The following is a 19,428-nucleotide window of genomic DNA, read 5'->3' as shown; positions in this document are numbered from 1 at the left end:
TTATGGGATAAATATACTGTATTAACCGTTCGTCCGTAAAAATAAACATTTCGTCATCATATAAACATTTTTATAATCGAATTTCCAAATACAAACAAACTGTTATCTTATCGATCATATCTATTTATTACACAGGAGGACTTTATTATGTCATTACACAAAGCATTTGCTGTTATTTTCTCTGATCTGAAGAACGACTATAATGACGAATATGTTACCGGAATACAGAAACAAGCCAACGCCTACGGATACCGTACTTTCACCTTTTCTATGCCGCAGACAAGTGAGCTTTATACCAATAATGAGGAATGGATATACAGTCTTATCGACTATGAAAAATATGACGGTGTAATCTTCGTTGAACACAGCTTTTCAACACACAAAAGCCTCATACCGCCTATAGAAAGATCGCTTAGCGAAAACTGCAAATGTCCCGTAGTTGTCATCGGAAAATCCAACATTCTGCCTCATGTGATCGGTCTGGAAAACCGGAAAAACTTTGAAAAGGTCGTAGAGCACCTTATAGATGTTCATAATTGCCGAAACCTTTATTGTCTCGGCGGCGAAAAGGGCATTGCAGATGAAAGGATAGACGGCTTTGTCAATGTACTGAAAAAACATGAGCTTCCCTGCGATGAAGATAATCTGCTGTATGGAGGCTACTGGATATCAGGTGCTGAGGCAGCTGCAAAGGATATTGCCTGCGGTACACTGGAAAAGCCTGATGCTATAGTATGTCTTAACGATGAGATTGCATATGCTCTGATAAAACAGCTTTTCTTTGTAGGACTGCGCGTACCCGAGGATATACTCGTTACAGGCTTTGACAACTCATCATATGCTTCAAACAGCGCTGTCCCGATAACGACATTTTCAGCAGATACTCACTTCTGCGGTCAGCGGGCTGTTGCTCTGCTCCATTCACTGATAACAGGCAGCGCTCCCGAACCGCTGAAGCATAAAAAGCACAGCGTCATCACGGGAGACAGCTGCGGCTGCGGCTGTAAAAAGCTTCTGAATGTACGCGGAAGATTAGACGCTCTTAATATGAACGAAAAAGCTGAAATGGAATTTCGCAACAGTCTTTTTGAAGAAAAGCTTTATAAGATCAATTCTCAGAAAGAGCTTTCACTGTTCATAAAAAATCATAAATATCTTATAAGAAACCATATAAGTGTAAGCGTTAATCTTATGGAACAGAACGATAAAGAGGCTGAATGTATCTTTTTAAAGGATTACCTTCTGAACGGTGAGACCGCAGTTTTCCGTGCAAAAGACCTCTATCCCGATATGTTTTCATTCGGAGCGATACAGAATATACATATCCTTCCTCTGGTATTTGACAAGCAGACATACGGATTTATGACCATAGGCTATGCCGGTGCTGAATTATATACTCTTCATGCAAAACAATTTGCAAACCGAATAGCGATAGGTGCGGAACTGCTTCGAGTCAGACAAGCTGTAGATACATCGGATAATATTAAAAAAACCGAGAGTTATACCGAACAGATACATTCGGATAACACCCATAAAAAGCCCTCTGCAACCATTATGGTCATGCACAATGGCTCTATGACCAAAGCACCGCTTGAGAACGTCTTGTATTTTGAATCATATGAAAAGAAGGTTTTTGCAGCAATGAAAAACGGAAAATATGAGATCAAGCAGCGGCTTTTTGAAATGGAGGAAATGCTGACAAACAAGAATTTCTTCCGCATTTCACGCTCTGTCATTGTAAATATGGACAAAACCGTCGGATATAAGGTTGGTTTTGACCGTGCCCTCCTTGCAGTAATGTCCGACAAGGAAGAGCTCCGTGTTTCCAGGACCAATAAAGAGGAATTCAAACAAAGGCTGGAAATGTCATAATACACAGCCACAGCACGCAAAAATGATAAGAGCCTTGTCCATATATCGGACAAGGCTCATTTTATGACCCACTATATAAGCTTATACTATCCTGCGCTTGCAGAAAACTTACGTAATTTATCTTATGATGCGTATATTGGTCAATGCACATTGATCGCCTGTAAGTGCAGCATATACCTCATGCATATCCTCCGTAAAAGTAGTAACGGAACATATCGACAATCCGCAATACTCTGTGGTTATAGATATCTTTTCTTTATCAACACGGAATAATAGCTCACAGTCCTGACCTGCCTTGTTTTTCTCTTTCCAATCGTTCCAGTCGATAAAGCTGTCAAGTTTGCTGACATTCACGCGGTTTTCAACATGATCGTCCTCCTCCCAGCCTTCTCCGTCAAGACGTACAACTGTAAGCTCACGGTAATCATCACCGTTCGGAAGTCCGTCATCAGATGTATACAGTACAGCAAACGGACAATGCCACACTAATCGGGCTGTAGGCAGACTCATGGTATGGAAAATAACTCTCATTCCGTCAGTGACTACAAAGCCCTCAGATATTGCCGAACGCCAGCCGTCCACCTGTACATTCGGGATATCACCTGCCGGGACATTGATATATGTTATCTCTTCAGCAATACGCGGGATATAACCTTTTCCTATCTCTTCCTCTGTCTTGTAGATGTCCACATCGTCGATAACGCAGTACTCTCCTGTAAGAGAAAGATAAGCATATCTTGTACTGTCGGGCAATGCAATGATTATCTCATGAAAACGGAAACGGTTTGACATTCTAATAAGCAAATGATCCCTATATCTCACAGCCTCGAGATCAAAGCTTATCTTCTCACCGCGAAGCATAGCTTTATCCTCGGCAGCTGCACCTGCTGTCTCGTTTGTTCGCTTCTGAACATTTCTTATGCCCTTACCCGTAACAATACCGTCTGCACGTATCGAAGCATATTCATGGTACAAAAGCTCCCTGCATTTTCTTTCATCGTCATGTATCCTGCCGTCAAGTGAATCAAAAAGAACAAAGCTCGGGATATTTTCATGCTTTCGCTCCACGTTCATATAACTTGTCAGATGTATATGTGTCACTGTATTTGTAAGCAGTATGCCATCTGAGACAGTGGATCTGTATGCTCCGCACACAAGGGATTCGATCTTTTCACTTTTATTCTGCCCACTGCTTTCCTTCATAATGTACTCTGAATCAAGATCTATGAGATGAAGCATTATTCTTGCATAAGTAGGGTCAAACTGAGTACCTATGCCCTTTACAAATTCCTCGCGGACGAGCTGCTGAGGAATAGGATCACGATAGCTTCGTCTGGAGGTCATAGCGTCATAGGCGTCTGCAACTGCAATAATACGTGCAATATCAGGGATATCCTCTCCCTTCAGTCCGGTAGGATAACCACGCCCGTCATATCGTTCATGGTGATAGTGCGCACCAATGCTGAGATACGGCGACTGACTGATACTTGACAATATCTGCATTCCTATTACAGGGTGCATTTTTATAGCACCGTATTCCTCATTGGTAAGTTTTCCTTCTTTATTGATTATACTGTCCTTTATGCCTATTTTGCCAACATCATGGAGAAGAGCAGCAAAATAAAGCTCTTCACACTCTTTTTCGCCTTTATGAGCATATTTTGCGATCTTTACCGAATACTCCGCTACACGGCGCGAATGGCCGTGGGTATACTTGTCCTTTGCATCTATTGCATTTGCAAGAGCTGTAGCAGTCTGTTTAAAAAGCAGCTGCATATTTTTCTGCTCTCCACGAATTATCTCTATCTCATGCTTATTTGCCCGCTCGACTATGTTATTCATATCTATAAGTGCAAAGACATAGAGTACAACAACAAGTCCGACTAAGGTGATACTTGTAAATGAAACACCGTATGTAAATATCTGTATTATCGAAGCTATCAGCGGAACAACTGAAAACAGCAGGATAGATATGCGCTGAAGCTTTCCTATACGCTTATAATACTCAATAATTACCGAAAGATCCAGTATAAGCACCATGAGTGGGAAAAGATAGCATATAATAAATCCCCGTGCTCGATGATATCGGTTTAATTCATCAAAATAATAGTAGAACTCGGTAAACTGGGATATTATAAGAATTATAATAGCGATCGTACATATAAAACATGAAATTATAAGCTGCTTGGGAGTCTTATCAACACCACATTCATGTTTTAACAGGTCTATCAAATACAGTGTAAACGAAAAAATAATACCAAGAATCAATACAAAAACCATAAAATTGCTTATCCTGACCATCCAAAAGCCAATATCCGTGGTATCCCCACGATAATGATATGACATTCTTTCAAATAAAAGCAAAAACATGGCACAAAGCTCCAAAGAAAGCAATATATGCCTTCTGGAAGCCATCATCGTTTTTGTTATCAATACGAAAAAAGCCAGCATTGCGCATATCATGCTAAGCGCAAACATTATATTCAATTGGTATTCTTTCAGTAAATCTATAATAATATCCATTGATTGAGGTATCCCCCCTTAATAAAACATCGCAAAGATAAGTTTGTGCAAAAATCACCAAAAGTTTTTTTATCCTCATCAATATATGTTTATTATATCACATTATATATTTTTTTACAAGCATCTAACAAAAACTTTACATTCTGAATTCAGAAATATTATCTGCCAATACATAGAACAAAAAATGTCTGCACTGATGATAAAATATCAGTGCAGACATATATTGCCATTCTTTCGGAACTCCTGCATTTTTTCAAAGAGTTCAATTTTTATAAAAACACAAATTATCGTACTTCAGTACCGCCCCACTCAACTACAGTAAAGCCGTTTCTTTCAAAGCTATCAAGCTGCTGCGGTTCGATATCAATTGCATCTTCAAGCGGAGCATAAACCATAAATATTCTCAGCAGACTGTCAGGCGAAGGTGTGATATCAAGCTTGGCTGCATCTGTATATAAGTCGCCCTGGAAGGTAATGAGATTATATTCATTATGTTCCATTTTGGGCAGCCAGTACACGATGAATTCATTCATTTCCTCTTCCGTAAGTCCCATATATGTAAGCTTTTCTTTGAGGAAACTCTCGGTATCGCTTCCTGCGACACAAAAGCCCTTTGAGAAATCAAATCTTGTACGTGAATTCACACTTTCCCAGAAAAGATACTTATGGTGCGTACCGTCCGCTTTATTAAGAAGTGAACCATCGGGATAAGCTGTCACGTCCCAACCGTTGTTATACTTTGGATAGGTTGTGTAAAGCTCGGAGGTAGTCAGCTCAAGCTCAACATGAACATCTGTCTCCTCTTCAGGATAAAGATAGATCACGGGTTTCCCCCACTGTGCGCCTGCATAATATGGACTTACCGCATCGTTTAAACTGATCCAGCCATACTTTCCGTCATACTGAGTAAAGAACCATGAATCATGATTATTCTGATATCCAAGTTCTGTAAGCTGTATTTCTACGGGAATCGATGCAACAGCTTCGTAGTTTTTACCGGGACCTCTATATAGGTTCACATTTTCACCGTTAACAATATATGTCGTTCCGAATACGCAGCGGTTATCCGGCTCAACATACGCCTCATTATTATTTTTTGCAAGCTGCTTTCTCATAAGACAGAGGTCGTATGTATCCCAAACTCCGTCACCGTTCACATCATAGTCTGTACCTTCCTTGATATCAACTTTTTTGCCGAGAATGAAAGCACTCAGTTTATCAAGATCATCGTTAGTGTAAGTGATCTCTTCATTTTTCATTCCCTTAACGTCAACAGAATTTATAACAGCCGAGCCCTCATTGCCGTAGACATCAAGTACAAAATAAGCATTCCATATATCGTATGTCTTTATGCCGAGTCCGTTCAGCTTCTTTATGATATCTGCTGCATCTATGCTGCCCGTATAACGTTTATGTCCATCGGAAACGTCTGAAGCTTCAACAGGCTCCGGCTGCTCCTGACGTTTAAGGAGAACATACTCCGAATTGCCCTTCTTGACATCGGGCATTGAAACAATAACATCATATTTTACGCCGTTTGATTCGATAGTTCCGAACTCCTTCGGATCATTGAAAGAAGGCTTTCTGAACGCAAACTCACCTTCCCACTTATCAGCTATAAAGATATTGCAGTCAGTGTAATCGTCTATATTCTCATTACCATTCAAAGCAGCAGTATTATAGCTTGTTATGCTGCCGCCGATAACCCAGTAATGATCATCTTTTATTGCTTTTACATCGCCAATATCAATACTGTAGTCTATCAGCAGATCTTCACTGTTCCCAATAACGCTGTTTCCGCGGCCTTCATCCAAGTTATTCAGACCAACATAGAAATCACGTCCATATTCATAATCACTTGAACCAATTATCGGCGCTGAATCAGAATTCCATTCGCAGTTAAGCTTCTCACCTGCATAGCCCTTCATGCTCATGTTATAGTCCTGCTTACCATAGGTAAGACCATTTACATAAACATCTGAGTTGAAACCGCTAATATCTATTCTTCTCTTTGCTCTTTCAAACTCACCATCATCTTTAATAAACTCAGGCAGAGTGATCTCATTCTTTACAAGCTCTGCACTTCCTTTGGATACATAGCCATTTATCTGAGCAACAATTACCTTAGGACTACCGAGCGGCTCGCCCAGTCCGTAAACATACTCCATATATGGCTTCATGTCGTGCTTTGCTGTAACTGTTCCCTTTTTGCCATTCTTTACTGCGTCTTTGCTGATAAAGAAATATCTTTTCGTTACCTGCGTTTTACCGGTTCCCATCAAACCTTGCGAACCGTCATAAACTTCATATTCAGTGCCCTCTGCACTGAAATCATCTATCTTTTTAGACCATTCCGACGGCTGCCAGCCCTCGCTGCAAGCATCTACGACATATAATTCAGCAGACTGGAATTTATCGGTAAGCTCAAGAGAAGAAAGCTTAGCCGCAGCACTTACTGCAAAAGAACCCTCAACATCAAAATTCATGGTATAATCTATAGATGAACCTGAAACAGCCTTGTAGGACTGTCCGCTCTCATACTGCTTTCCACGCTCGAAATACGGATCGCAGTTGTATTTGTTTTCCCTTGAATCCCACTCCGCCTTGAACAATGACGGAGCTATTACCTCTATTTTATCATCGGTGAATCTGCTGTCGATGCCGTAATAATAACCTGTACGAACACCGTAATCGTAATCCTTGACGATAATCGGAGCCTCTTCATCATCATATTCATCAGGAGCTATCTCGGGCATATTCTCAATAGAAATATCATACGTAAATATCGTAGCCTCACCCTTTGAGTATGCACTTTCAAGGAAAAGACCGATATCCGTTATATCTCCGAGGTCGTAGCCTGCCGCTGCTATAGCGTCCAGCTTATCGTTTATATTTATTCTTCTTTCGTTCTCAATATCGTTATTCACGTTCATAGGCACATCTCTGCGGCACAGGAAGGTATTGCTCTTCTTGTCCTCGTTTTCACGCACATAGAGAGTATATGCCACATCGAGCGGCTCATCAGCTGATGGACCGAAGATAGTGTAATCATTAATTGCCTCTTTTGAAGCAAGTGTGCCAATCTTCTTGTATCCGCTCTGCTTTTCAGTAATGTTTTTATTGTCTGAGGACGAATCGACTTCAACTATATCAAATACGTCGCCATTTGAATTATGGAGCCTTACGCCAAATCTTACATAAGCATCTTTATCTTTGGCAAGTCTCTCAATATCTATTCTCTTCCAGTATTTGTAGCTGATAGCTCCCAGCTTTGAATACTCCACAGGCGAAGCAAATTTCATAGCCCTTGCTGCTGAAAATTCCTCCTCGTTATCCCAGCTGCAACTGTAGTTGCCATTTGTCATCACCCTGAATTCAGGCTGACTGTCCTTATCATTATTTGCTATTTCATAATAATAGCCCTTGTCGATTCCGCTGCAATTATGATCGATAATAATATCGGCATTTGCCGTCTGAAGCGGCACCCCCTCAATACACAATGCCGCCGAAATAACAGCGGATAAAAAGCTTCTTGTGCGTATCCTCATAATAATTCCTCCCATGTATCCTGAACGAATACCTATAATATTACACAAATTTTACATCATTTGTTTAATAAAATCAAGTATTATATTGCGTATGTGTATAAAAAACTTATTAAAACTATTTATTGATAATAAAATGCTGCCATAATACTCTGAAAAAGCAGCATGAAACAGAATAGTCCCCGCAAATGCGGGGACTTATTAATGTAAGATCGTTTTATTAAGAAATTCTTCATTTCAAGCCTTTTAGGCTGCTCTTATTCAGATTCCAGAAGAAGCTTTTCGTATTCCTTTTCTTTCTGGATTCTCTCTTCTTCAAGGCGCTTCTCTTCTTCTATGAGTTCTTCTTCATACACTGAACGGCATTTTGCCTTTTCACCTACATACAAAACGATATCCTTATCCATCTTGCCGTCCTTGACTGTGAATTTTGCCATATCTGACTTGAATGCTGCTCCATCAGCAAATACATCGGTCTCTTTAACAAGTTCCTGACCAATTTCTGATGAAATATCAGCACCACAATACGGATCATCTTCAGAATACGATCCGGCGAACAGCATATATTCTCCGTCCTTTATTCCGAACTTCTCACCCGGCTTTATACCTGTCAGGATAATAGAATTGTCCTGCATTACAGTATATGTACAATCACCTGTGTACGGCTGCTTATCGGGCCATGTCAAAACATCGAATGACAGATTTTTCTCACCATCATAAGGGGTAAAATAGAAATCGAAATTACTCGAATAGTTATTTACATAACCAAAGCATACCCACTGATCCTTTGAGCTTTTTATATATCCCTCGGGAACACTGTCAACAACGACCTTATAACAGTCCGGACCTGTACGGAAGAGATCTTTGAACACCTTAGTAGTACCGTCTGATATCCAACTCTCTGTTTTAGCATAACTGTATGGAGCTTCAATAATAGAAAGCTTTACGCCTTCAAGAGGCTCTCCTGTACTGCTGTCATAGCAGTTTACATTTATATTATTGCCTATATTTTCCTTAGGGCCAAAATTCAGATAAAGCTCTCTGTCAGGCTTTCCATTCACAACAGAGAAATCTATGCCGTTTGAAAGGTCTTCAAACTGCGCATCGGGATAGTTTTCCTTGATCCTTTCAGCGAACTCACTGTCAGGTTCAACGAAAGAAACAGGATAATCAAAGAAATTGAAATCAGCGTGATAATCGCCGTCAGGAAGTGACATCTCTCCTGTATACTGTCTCTGATAGTAATAATTGCCGTCCTTGTCAGTAATAAAGAGATTGCCGTAGCCTATATTCTCTCTGCCCTGACACCAATCCATATGTTTGAACTTTACGTTTTTCTCTGCATCATTAGCTGCAACTCTTACAACAAGCTCTTTCTCAGCTGTACCTTCTTCAATATCGAATATTACAACTTGATCCCATGTCTTGTATGATTCACTGTAGTTCTTCGGAAGTCCCTCTACTAAAAGGAAATACTTATAAGTCTTATCATTTGGAAGACCATAGTAATTGACATCTTCGCCGTAGGTCGAAATAGAGTTTCCGATATCATACAAGTGATTTCCGTTCATCTCAGAAAGCACGATATCAGCACTCTCAAGAGGTTCGCCTGACATCATATCAACTACTTTTACACTGAGCTTAGTACCCGCAGGCTTATTTTCAGCAACCAACTGTTTTCTGAGGTATACCATGTCATAAATATCAATAACACCGTCAGCCAAAAGGTCAGCGTTCTTGATGTTGCCAAGCTCATTGATATGTCCCAACAAATAGCGGTTAAGCTGGACCGCGTCCGAAATACCTACACTGCCGTCAAAGTTTACATCTCCGAAAAGAGTGAGCACCTGAGCATTCTCGACTATATAATCCTCAGCCGAAACAGATGAGAGACTCATAGCCATTGGTGTCGCAGCCACTAAAACTGCTGTCATAAAAGCCTTGATCTTATTTCTAATGTCCATTGCCTTGTACCTCCTGTAATTTGTAGAAGCTGACATAGCTCCCCTTATACTATATTTTATCATATTAAACAAATTATGTCAACAGTTGTAGAATATTGTATGTTTAAAATACACCTGTTGTTAAAAAAGCCAATGTCTGCTTATAAAATCAGCATTCATTATTTATTTCATTTAGCAATAATTATTCCTTAACTGAAATTTCTCCCACATTACAGGACTGTCGAGAACTCATACACCTGCAATGCCTGATTTATCTGAAAATCCTCTGATGCTTGCAAACTTGTTATTTATATTATAAGTTTGACGAAGTCACAGAACGCTGAAAAATAATAGTGAAGAAAAAAATAAATTTTTTCAATAGATGGAGCCATAAATTAAGACTATTTTAAGGTTGTAATTGTATATTATAAGTGGATTAAGTAATCCCCCAATTCCCCTTCTATATTTATTAAGTTCATTTGTTTAAGCTATGCATGGATTGCGTAGCTTTTTTATTTATGCATATGATAACCTTTATAAATAACGATCTCCGCCCATAATGAGCGGAGATCAATTTTATTAGATTTTATTTTGTGAAGCTCAGCTCCTTGAAATCTGCATAACCATTTGAATCAGATGCTTCAACATACATTCCTATTTGCTTGACTCGATCATTTTCTTCGTTGTATATTGACCAGTTCCCAAGAAAATCACTTAACCTGTATTTGTTGTCGATACAGCACGAATCACTGTTATTCATAGGATCATCTTTGCGATAGAAATATATATAATTAACTGAATTTTTGTCATCGCCAATGTCCATATAATATTCAATGCCGTTTACGGTGACTGTTTTTAGCCTTCCACTGTCTGTTGCTTCACGGATATCAGGCTTGTCTTTGCCGCTCCATTTGCAGCATTCGTGTATCTCAAAGCCTATCCATCTGTAATCCTTCTGTACATAGCCGCAAAGCACCACTTCTATATCCTTTGTTGAGCTTACATCCGCGCAATAGCTTATATCGAAGTCCTTGCAGTAATTAAATGAGTTTTCTTCGTATTCTGCAAAACTTCCGCAAGTATAATCGGCTATTCCTTTCCATTCAGCGGTAAATGTGCCGTCCCTGCGGACTATGGTGCTGACCGTATCGTCATTTTGTCTGAGAGCTGAGACCTCCAGAGTACGCTGATCATTTGTATTATAGAAAATACTGTCGCCTGTCAGCAAAACTGCTTCATTATCCGTAAGAGGTATATCGTCCGATGTACCTAGAACATATTTTGTCAGGAGCACAAGATCACTGACATTAGTCTTGAAATCGCCGTTTACGTCACCGTTTTCCTCAATGAGACTATTGGCTGTGGACTTAATTAAAGCCTTGCGGCATACCACGAGATCAAAGCTGTTTATAATACCGTCATCATTGAGATCACCGCGCTTCTCTGCTTCAAATGTATGTATCGCCGCGTCGTCTGCGGTATCGGCAAAGCCTATGAAGAAATCGTCGATAAAGAAATCAACATCTCTATCATTTGCTGCGAATACTATCTTGTATTTTCTGAATTTATCATGCAGAAAATCAAAGAACAGACCGCGAAGATTTGTCCATTGTCCCGATTTGCATATTCTCTTTCCGATAAGGGTATTCCGTTGCTGCGGTATGACCTCATCATCATTGTATTCGACCAAATATACATCGAACGAAACGTCTTTATCTGCATATATCCTCGCTCCTGTTTGAAAACGGACAGCAGCACCGTCCGCGGAAACGGGAAGGTCATATGGATCCAGCTCATAACCGAAAGTAGCTATTACATATTCGCCGTGTTCCACCTTCAATGACTGCTCACCGCTGAAAAAAACATCTTTGGTTAAGTTTTCTTTCCCTTCATTGTAGTATGGACCGACCTTGTCGTTTGGAGTTTCAAAGTCAACATTTATTATTCTTCCGTCCTTGCCTACGGGCAAAGGATCATGCTCCTCATAGGGAACGTGTACTTTGAATTTATCGAACAGCTGCTCCGTAGCCGTATCCATGTGTGTATCCATTGAGATAAGCTTTGCGGAACCGTTGGACTTGTACGCTTCAATTCCGAATTTTACATCATAAAGATATCCAAGATCAAGTCCGGCGGAAGCCCATGCCCTGAAGTGCTCGCTCACATCTATAGTCCCTTCCAGGTGATTGGTAGTATCGGGCTCAAGCGGGTCTCTGCGAGCAACGCTCCAATACATGGGGTAATTGATGCCTCTACCGTCAAAAGTCTGTCCTAAGTGCAGATTCCAGAACAGATCGTAAGTAGTGTCGCCGATAATCACGCTGCCAAGATTTTTAACGTTTTCCCCGGGCGGCTGCCATGATGCCCAGGCTTCAACAATATTGAACTTTGCTGTTGCGTTTGACATCCAGCCCTGTACACCGACATATGCGATCCCGTCGGTAGTGATATCAAGATAGTAGTCAATAGAGTAATCCTCCACCTGATAAGCCTTTACAGTGTTTTTTTCAAAGCCCTTTCCCTTCAGTGCCGTAAAATCGGTTATCCCGTCCCAGCTGACAGAAAAGCCGTTGTTTTCCGTGTTTTCATAGTTGAATTCACCCATGTGTAAAGCGTTCCACATCTCATAAACGTAATCGTCGATTATGCCCTTTATCTCCTGATCAACTGCATTTGCAATTATCGTGCTGCCGTTGGAACTAAAGGCTGACGCTGTAAGAAGACATATGCCTGCTGTGAAAACAGACAGCATTTTTGTCAGTATTTTTCTCATATGATCACCCTCCTGAGATGTTTTTATGCCATTATTATATAAAAACAGCAGTTTAAAATCAAGTCGTTTATTGCCGAATAAAAATAGCTGAATAATTGGATATAACAATTGATACTGCAAACTCTGTTATAAAATCAAAACCACCCGCAAAACGGGTGGTTTTGATAAATTTAATGCCATTAGACCATACGGTCGGAACTTTTTTACTGTATATTAGTTCTGGAATGCTATGCGGAAGAAGTTGTAGAGGTGAGCTCTGATACAGTTATCACCGTGATAACCTCCATTTACATAGTGCCATACATGAGGAACACCGTTCTTCTGGAAGTTATTGTGATAGTTCTTAGGGTTGTCATATACAACTGTATCGTTGCTTCCGCCTGTTATCATCAGGAAGTAAGGCTGATCGTCACTGCTCCAGTTGAATGAGCCTGTAACTCCGGGAGCGGGACAGATAGCACCGATGTAACCAAAGAGGTCAGGTCTCTTCATACCAATGAGAAGAGATTCACGTCCGCCCATAGAGAAGCCTGTGATAGCAGTGTTATCCTTACCTGTCTTGATGCTGTAATTCTTCTCAATAAAAGGCATAAGATCCTTTGTAAGGTCATTTATGAAGTTATCATAGCCCTGATTATTTGTCTCGTCCATGCCTGTGCATGACTTGAGTGTAGGACTGGAGAATACATCAGGGAATACGCATATCATTTCCTTTGCTGCACCTTCAGCGATAGCATTGCCGATCATCTCACGGGTGTGCATATCAGCGTTGCCCTTCGTAAGCATTCTGTCAATTCCCTCATAGTAACCATGCATTATGTACATAACAGGATACTTTTTATTAGGATCATAATTAGGAGGCAGAAGTATGTTTACATCTTTCTGTCTGTTACAGGTAGTTGAATAATAGCTCTTTTTCTGTATCTCACCGTAAGCTACGCCGTTCTTCGACTGATTTGCAGAATCAGGCTCTTTTTCAGCTATCTTAGGCTCTACCTTAGCAGTAAAGTCCTTCATCGAGAGATGTTCTGCTGCCTGAGTAGCTGCTGCTGTAGTCGTTGTGGTTGTGGTGGTTATTTTTGTTGTAGTAGTTGTTGTGGTTGCAGGAGCAGTAACTGTCTTGATATTATCGGAATAGCTCTCAGGAAGCGCAGTATTTATACCTAAGAGGTACTTCTGTATCGCAAGTGCATCGTTTGAAGTAATACCGCCGCCTGCTTCACTTACGTCAGCATTGTAGATACCAGAGCCTGCAAGCTTATACTTGTCAGGATTAGCCAGCGACTGCATTATAAGAACAACGTCGCTCATATCTACATCGCCGTCACCGTTAGCGTCGCCCCATTTTGTCACCTTTGAATTAAGTATATCCTTCAGATCCTGTGCAGGAGAAGTTGTAGTCGGAGGTGTTACCACATTCTTTGGACCCTCTATAACTGTACCGTCTACTGCTGCAAAGAAATTATCAACATAGAAATTTGTAGCAGGCGTATCATCATCGGAGTCGCCTTCGGTTTCTACATATACGAGAGGACTCTTTGCACCCTCGGGTATCTTGAAGCTTGTATTTGAAAGCTGTGTCCACTCGCCCTTCGCAACATCCTTTGTGTCGATCTTATCATAGTGGACCTCACCGTCCGAGCCGTCATACTGAAGTGTGAGGTGGAATTTAGTCGAAGGTGTGCCCTCGTTATACTTAACGATAGCAGAGAAGCTGTAGCTCTCTCCTGCCTTGAACTTATAGTTCAGGCTCTTTCCGACACCCTTCCATGAAGCCGAACGATCCGTACAGTAAACAGAGCTTTCGCCCTCATATGCTTCGTCCTTGCTTACAGTAACAGTGGCACCGCCTCTGTCTGAGCAGCCGTCAAGCTTGCCTTCAAATGTACTCTTAAAGATATATGTCTGGTCTGCTTCGGAAGAACCGGAGCCTGCTCCTTCAAACTTCCACCAGTCAACGTTCATCAGATAGCCGTCTCCGCCGTTGAATACGAGGTAAAGGTCATGCTCACCGTCAGCACCCGCTACATCACATGATACCTCTTCCCAGTCATGCCAGCCGCCTGTTCCGCCGACTTTAAGGTTACCCACAACAGGACCTGTCTTGCTGTCAATGTGGAGCTCAATGTTTCCGCCGCTTTCAGCAGAAGCCACGCAAGCTGTGAATTTATCGGCACCTTCACCGAAGTCCACGCCTGCTACCTTTATATAGCTGCCCTTTTTGATGCTTCCTATGCAGACTGAGTTATTTTCATCCTTTTCAGTCTTGATGCCCTCACTCCAGCAAATAGTTTCTGCTTCGACTCTTTCAAATGGATTTAGAGCCTCTATCTGGTCGGGACCGTTTTTGGTAGACTTGAGAACAGGGATAGTACCGTCAGAATTGAATTTGAACTCCTCGCAAGCTGCACTTCTGTTGAAGGAGCTGCCTCCCGGGATACCGCTCATATGATAGAATGAATAAGAGTGACCCTTGTAATCAATGATACCGCCGTGTGTTGTGAAGCAGTTGGAGCCCTCATGTATAGTTCCGCGGTGAGTCCACGGACCTGTAACAGTCGGTCCTGTACAGTAGGAAATACTCTCTCCGCCGAAGCCGTCAACCATAGAAGCGAAAACAAGATAGTAGAGATTATCGTGCTTGTATATCCACGGACCTTCCGTATATTTTGTACCCGACTTTAGTGAAAGGTTGAAGGACTGGATCTGACCGTCCAGTGTTACCATGTCCTCTTTCAGTTTAACATAATAGCATTTCGGGTTTCCGAACATTAGCCAAGCCTGACCGTCATCGTCAATAATAACGGTAGGATCAATGTAATCCCAGTTAGGACCGCAGAGAGGCTTACCAAGGACATCCTTGTAAGGTCCTTCAGGACTGTCAGCCACGCCGACACCGATAGCTCTTCCGCCGCCGCCCTTGTTTGTGGTTGTAAAATAGAAGTAGTACTTGCCATTGCGCTCGATACACTGTGAAGCCCATGCGTCGTTCGCATTACACCAGCTGAAGCTTGTATCCTCAAGTATCCTGCCGTGGTCAGTCCAGTTCTTCATATCCTTTGTGGAAAAGCACTGCCAACCTGTCATGTAGTAAAAGTCGTTGTTGCCCTGACGATCACAGCCCGTAAATACATACAGCTCATCGCCGAAAACGACCGGAGCGGGATCTGGTGTGAATGATGTCTGAACAATAGGATTTTCCGCATACGTAACAGCAGGAGCTGACGTACATAGAGATGCAGCTGACAATGCAGCTATGGCAATTGCCGATAAGATCTTTTTCATTCCAATTCTCCTTTTTAATTATAATATCCCTTTTTATTTATATGACTGCGGAACTTTTCCACAGCCTATTTAATACAAATATATATTCAATCAAATAATAGCACATAATTCTGACAATATCAATCCACATTTTCAAGGATTAAGTGGACAAAATGCAGATGTTTATAAACATTTATGTTTTAACAATTTCTTTCATCCACCTCTTTATACAACTGAGATCTTTACAGATAATACATATTCATTCATTATTGTAGTTATTACACAAAACACTTACCCTTGTTTTTGTAATAACCGACAATAATTTTTTATGTTTTGTAAACTTTTACCATAATACATTGATGAATATATATGAAAGTGATAAAATTGTATGTAAAATACAGATAAAATCTTATTATTAATTATCGGAGAAACCCTTCGTATATAAGATCGCAAAGCATTTATTCATTTGAATGTGAAAGAAGGTATTATTATGGATTTTGAACAGTTAGTAACAGGTCATAAAAGCAGATCGTGCATTATTTCTGTTGAGCAGTATGATGACGGCACTTACGGCAATATACTTGTCGTTGCCGCAAATAAACTTCTGCGTGATGATGCCGACATGATATTTCATCACCCCTTTGTTCCAAATTCACCGTACTATTACTGCTTGCCTAAGGATAAGAATTTTGAGGATTTTATGTATCGCTGTGCCTGTCTCGGAAAGCCGCTGCATACATATGTTCATGTAGAGCATATGGGATTATGGGTCAATATGTTCCTCTTACCTATCGAATCTGATAAAGAGAATGTAGGTTATTGTCTTTATTCCTGTGATATCTCGCCTTATGCCGACTCTGAGCAGCAGGCAAGCCTTGCAGCAGATACTGCCACAAATGCACTTGAGATAAGCTTGAAGCTCGGCAGAGCAAATAAAGAAAATATCCGTCAGGTATTTAACGAAATCATAGAAGATATCCGCAGAATATGCAGTGCTGAACATTGCAGCATTATTCTTTCCGAACTTGAGGAACGAAAGTATATTAATTTCTGTGAGGCAACATTTAATGGATCTGCGTTATGTCTGTCGGATATATACGATGCAGCTGATTTTTATGATGTTGCAGATACATTTGATTCAGCTATCGGCGGCAGTTCCTGTGTTATCATAAAAGATGAAAATGATATGAAATGGCTGGACTCCAACAATCCTGCATTACATTCATTGCTCAGCAAAGCTAAAGTGAACAGTGTTGTACTTTTTCCGCTGAAGCACAACGATGAGATACTTGGCTATCTTTGGGCGTTGAATTTCAAGACCGAGGATACAGTCAAGATAAAAGAGACTCTTGAACTGTCCACTAACTTTATTGCATCGGAAATAGCAAACTACAAGCTTATGAAGCAGCTTGAATTCCTAAGTTCCATAGATCTTCTGACAGGCTGCAAAAACAGAAATGCAATGAATAATGCCGTAGACGATATGGTATCCGGAATAATTAAGATATCCGAGCCATATGCTGTAGTCTTTGCCGATTTGAACGGTCTGAAGCGTATCAATGACGAAAAAGGACACATTGCAGGCGACAGATTGCTACGTACTGCTTCGGCTATGCTTAGTCAGGTCTTTTATGATTGTGATGTATACCGCGCAGGCGGCGATGAATTTATGATCATAGCTCCCGGATTAACAGAGGAAGAGTTCAATGTAAGATTACAACAACTTACTGAAAAATCCGTAATAGATAACGATCTCCATTTTGCTGTTGGCTGTTGCTTTGTATCAAACGGAGAGGATATCCGTACAGCAATGCGACTTGCAGATGAAAGAATGTATGCAAATAAAAAGGAATATTACGCCCAGCATCCAGAGAAAAAATACAGATAACACATTCATATCATAAAAAAACAGACTCGCACTAACCGGAAAATCCTCCTCGTGCAAGTCTGTTTTATTGTAATCCCTACCCTTTCAGGTGGGAAAAATATTAGTCTTATGCAGCCGTTATAAGTGCATACCTCTTTGAAGCCAGTATCTTATCCATTACAGCCTCAGGGGAGACTTCTCCGCCTATGACCATATCGAATATTGTTGGTGTGTAGCCGGATACCAGCGCAGCTCCTGTTTCGGAGCGTGTAACAGGCATCGCGTCACATCTGCTGTTGACGTTCCAGAAAACGATATCAGGCAGCTCATAGCCGTTGGCTCTGAACAGCTTTCTCATCTCACGGAACATAGACTCGTCGTTGCCGCCGACAATACAGTAGTCGAACTGCATATCGGAGATTATGTATATCTTGGAAGGCATTTCCTCCTTCGATACCTTATACTTCTTTGCGGTCTTGAGTATCAGCAGGAATACCGCCTCAAGGTTGGTGTTTGCTATTTCGTTGAAGGTGTTGCAGTAGCGAACCTTCTCCACGATATCCCTGCCCTTTATCTCCACTATTCGGGGAGACTCGGAGAACGTGATAAAGTGGTTGGCAAAAGCACCTGTGTTGTGCTCTGCGAAGTATATGCCCAGCGACAGTGCCGCATCTATGGGACGTATACCTCTGCCGCAGGTCATGGAACCCGAACCGTCAATGACAGCTATGGCGTTCTCGCGTCTTGAAGCTGTAAGATCGGGCCGGGACTTCCATGCAGCGTCCAGAGACTTTCTCTCAGTTTCAGAGATATTGCCTGTAAGTGCTGCTCTTACTATGTCGTAGGGGAACAGTCTGTCGGCGTTCAGCTTTGTTTCGCCGCGGTTTACGCTGTTCAGGTAACCTACATAACGCTCATTATCATTTCTGATGAAAGCGCGGCGATACTTGAACATAGCGCAGGAAGGCTGCACCTCATAATCGAATGTGTAGTCACGCTCACGGAGACGGTTTTCGAGGATATCTGTGTACGCTCTCAAAGATGACAGAGATCTTCTGTATGCAGGCTCGCTCATACCCAGCAAAGCTGCCATACGTCTGCCCTTGTTACGTGTATCCTTAGAGGAAGCGTTTACAGAGGGCAGCCACTTAGCCAGCAGAGAAGCCTGACCGTTTCTCTTCATAGCTGCGATATCCTTGTCCAGCTGCGCCTTTATTTCCTTTGCAGCTGCCTTCTCCAGAGGAGTGCCCAGCAGTACGCAAAGGTCGTCATATCTGCCGTACTCAGCAAACATAGGGATATTCTTCTCTATAGCCTTTGGAGCTGTCTTTATCAGTGCGGAAACAGCGCAGCGGAAGAAACGTCTTTCACCCAGACCGCCTCTTGCATCACGGGCAAAGAAGACTATCTTCATAGTCTTGTCGGGATCCTCGGCGTAAGCGCGTGTTACCACGTCTGCTATCTCCTCTGCTGTGGAATTTCTCATTGCTCCTGCCTTGAAAAACATATCAAGGCAGAAGGAAGTTGTTGAACGGTAAGCAGTACCGCCGTTCTCGGTATATGTCAGGTTGGATTCCTTCTTTAAAAAGTTAAGCATAGTAATTCTCCTTTCACCGGCGTGACGCCGGTGACATCAACGAT

Annotated in this window: 8 protein-coding genes; 2 read left to right on the top strand and 6 right to left on the bottom strand. The window is 41.5% G+C overall.

Annotated elements, in window-relative coordinates; all coding sequences use genetic code 11:
• Nucleotides 1-147 precede the first annotated feature (147 nt).
• A complete protein-coding gene (locus BUB28_RS02370) occupies nt 148-1,872 on the top strand; it encodes a substrate-binding domain-containing protein (RefSeq protein WP_072948312.1) in 1,725 nt (574 codons plus the stop codon).
• A 117-nt stretch (nt 1,873-1,989) separates the two neighbouring features.
• Here BUB28_RS02370 and BUB28_RS02365 read toward each other — a convergent pair whose 3' ends face one another.
• The 5 genes from BUB28_RS02365 to BUB28_RS16430 all read right to left on the bottom strand — a co-directional run bounded on the left by BUB28_RS02365 (nt 1,990) and on the right by BUB28_RS16430 (nt 15,941).
• A complete protein-coding gene (locus BUB28_RS02365; RefSeq protein WP_242939912.1) occupies nt 1,990-4,218 on the bottom strand; it encodes an HD-GYP domain-containing protein in 2,229 nt (742 codons plus the stop codon).
• Nucleotides 4,219-4,679: 461 nt separating this feature from the next.
• The gene (locus tag BUB28_RS02360) at nt 4,680-7,943 is read right to left on the bottom strand and encodes an SH3 domain-containing protein (protein ID WP_072948308.1); all 3,264 of its coding nucleotides are present in this window, start codon (nt 7,941-7,943) and stop codon (nt 4,680-4,682) included.
• A 254-nt stretch (nt 7,944-8,197) separates the two neighbouring features.
• Nucleotides 8,198-9,904: a dockerin type I repeat-containing protein gene (locus BUB28_RS02355; RefSeq protein WP_072948306.1), complete on the bottom strand. Its 1,707-nt coding sequence runs from the start codon at nt 9,902-9,904 to the stop codon at nt 8,198-8,200.
• A 565-nt stretch (nt 9,905-10,469) separates the two neighbouring features.
• On the bottom strand, nt 10,470-12,656 hold the full coding sequence (locus BUB28_RS02350) for a glycoside hydrolase family 11 protein (protein ID WP_072948305.1): 2,187 nt from the start codon (nt 12,654-12,656) through the stop codon (nt 10,470-10,472).
• Between the two features lie 213 nt (nt 12,657-12,869).
• On the bottom strand, nt 12,870-15,941 hold the full coding sequence (locus BUB28_RS16430; RefSeq protein WP_242939911.1) for a family 43 glycosylhydrolase: 3,072 nt from the start codon (nt 15,939-15,941) through the stop codon (nt 12,870-12,872).
• 469 nt (nt 15,942-16,410) lie between these two features.
• Here BUB28_RS16430 and BUB28_RS02325 point away from each other — a divergent pair, with 469 nt between their 5' ends.
• A complete protein-coding gene (locus BUB28_RS02325; protein WP_072948303.1) occupies nt 16,411-17,808 on the top strand; it encodes a sensor domain-containing diguanylate cyclase in 1,398 nt (465 codons plus the stop codon).
• A gap of 106 nt (nt 17,809-17,914) precedes the next feature.
• Here the strand turns inward: BUB28_RS02325 and BUB28_RS02320 are convergent, their stop codons facing one another.
• Nucleotides 17,915-19,384, bottom strand: coding sequence for a DUF2828 family protein (locus BUB28_RS02320; RefSeq protein WP_072948301.1), 1,470 nt, complete (start codon nt 19,382-19,384; stop codon nt 17,915-17,917).
• Nucleotides 19,385-19,428 lie beyond the last annotated feature (44 nt).

Source organism: Ruminococcus flavefaciens, from assembly GCF_900143025.1.
Lineage (GTDB): Bacteria > Bacillota > Clostridia > Oscillospirales > Ruminococcaceae > Ruminococcus > Ruminococcus flavefaciens_I.
The sequence above is the reverse complement of the archived record's forward strand: the minus strand, read 5'-3'. Positions and strand labels throughout refer to the sequence as shown.

Excerpts from the sequence above, each read along its gene's own strand:
- BUB28_RS02360 (WP_072948308.1), bottom strand. The coding sequence starts at position 7,943 with ATGAGGATACGCACAAGAAGCTTTTTATCCGCTGTTATTTCGGCGGCA.
- BUB28_RS02355 (WP_072948306.1), bottom strand. The coding sequence starts at position 9,904 with ATGGACATTAGAAATAAGATCAAGGCTTTTATGACAGCAGTTTTAGTG.
- BUB28_RS02320 (WP_072948301.1), bottom strand. The coding sequence starts at position 19,384 with ATGCTTAACTTTTTAAAGAAGGAATCCAACCTGACATATACCGAGAAC.
- BUB28_RS16430 (WP_242939911.1), bottom strand. The coding sequence starts at position 15,941 with ATGAAAAAGATCTTATCGGCAATTGCCATAGCTGCATTGTCAGCTGCA.
- BUB28_RS02350 (WP_072948305.1), bottom strand. The coding sequence starts at position 12,656 with ATGAGAAAAATACTGACAAAAATGCTGTCTGTTTTCACAGCAGGCATA.
- BUB28_RS02370 (WP_072948312.1), top strand. The coding sequence starts at position 148 with ATGTCATTACACAAAGCATTTGCTGTTATTTTCTCTGATCTGAAGAAC.
- BUB28_RS02365 (WP_242939912.1), bottom strand. The coding sequence starts at position 4,218 with ATGTCATATCATTATCGTGGGGATACCACGGATATTGGCTTTTGGATG.
- BUB28_RS02325 (WP_072948303.1), top strand. The coding sequence starts at position 16,411 with ATGGATTTTGAACAGTTAGTAACAGGTCATAAAAGCAGATCGTGCATT.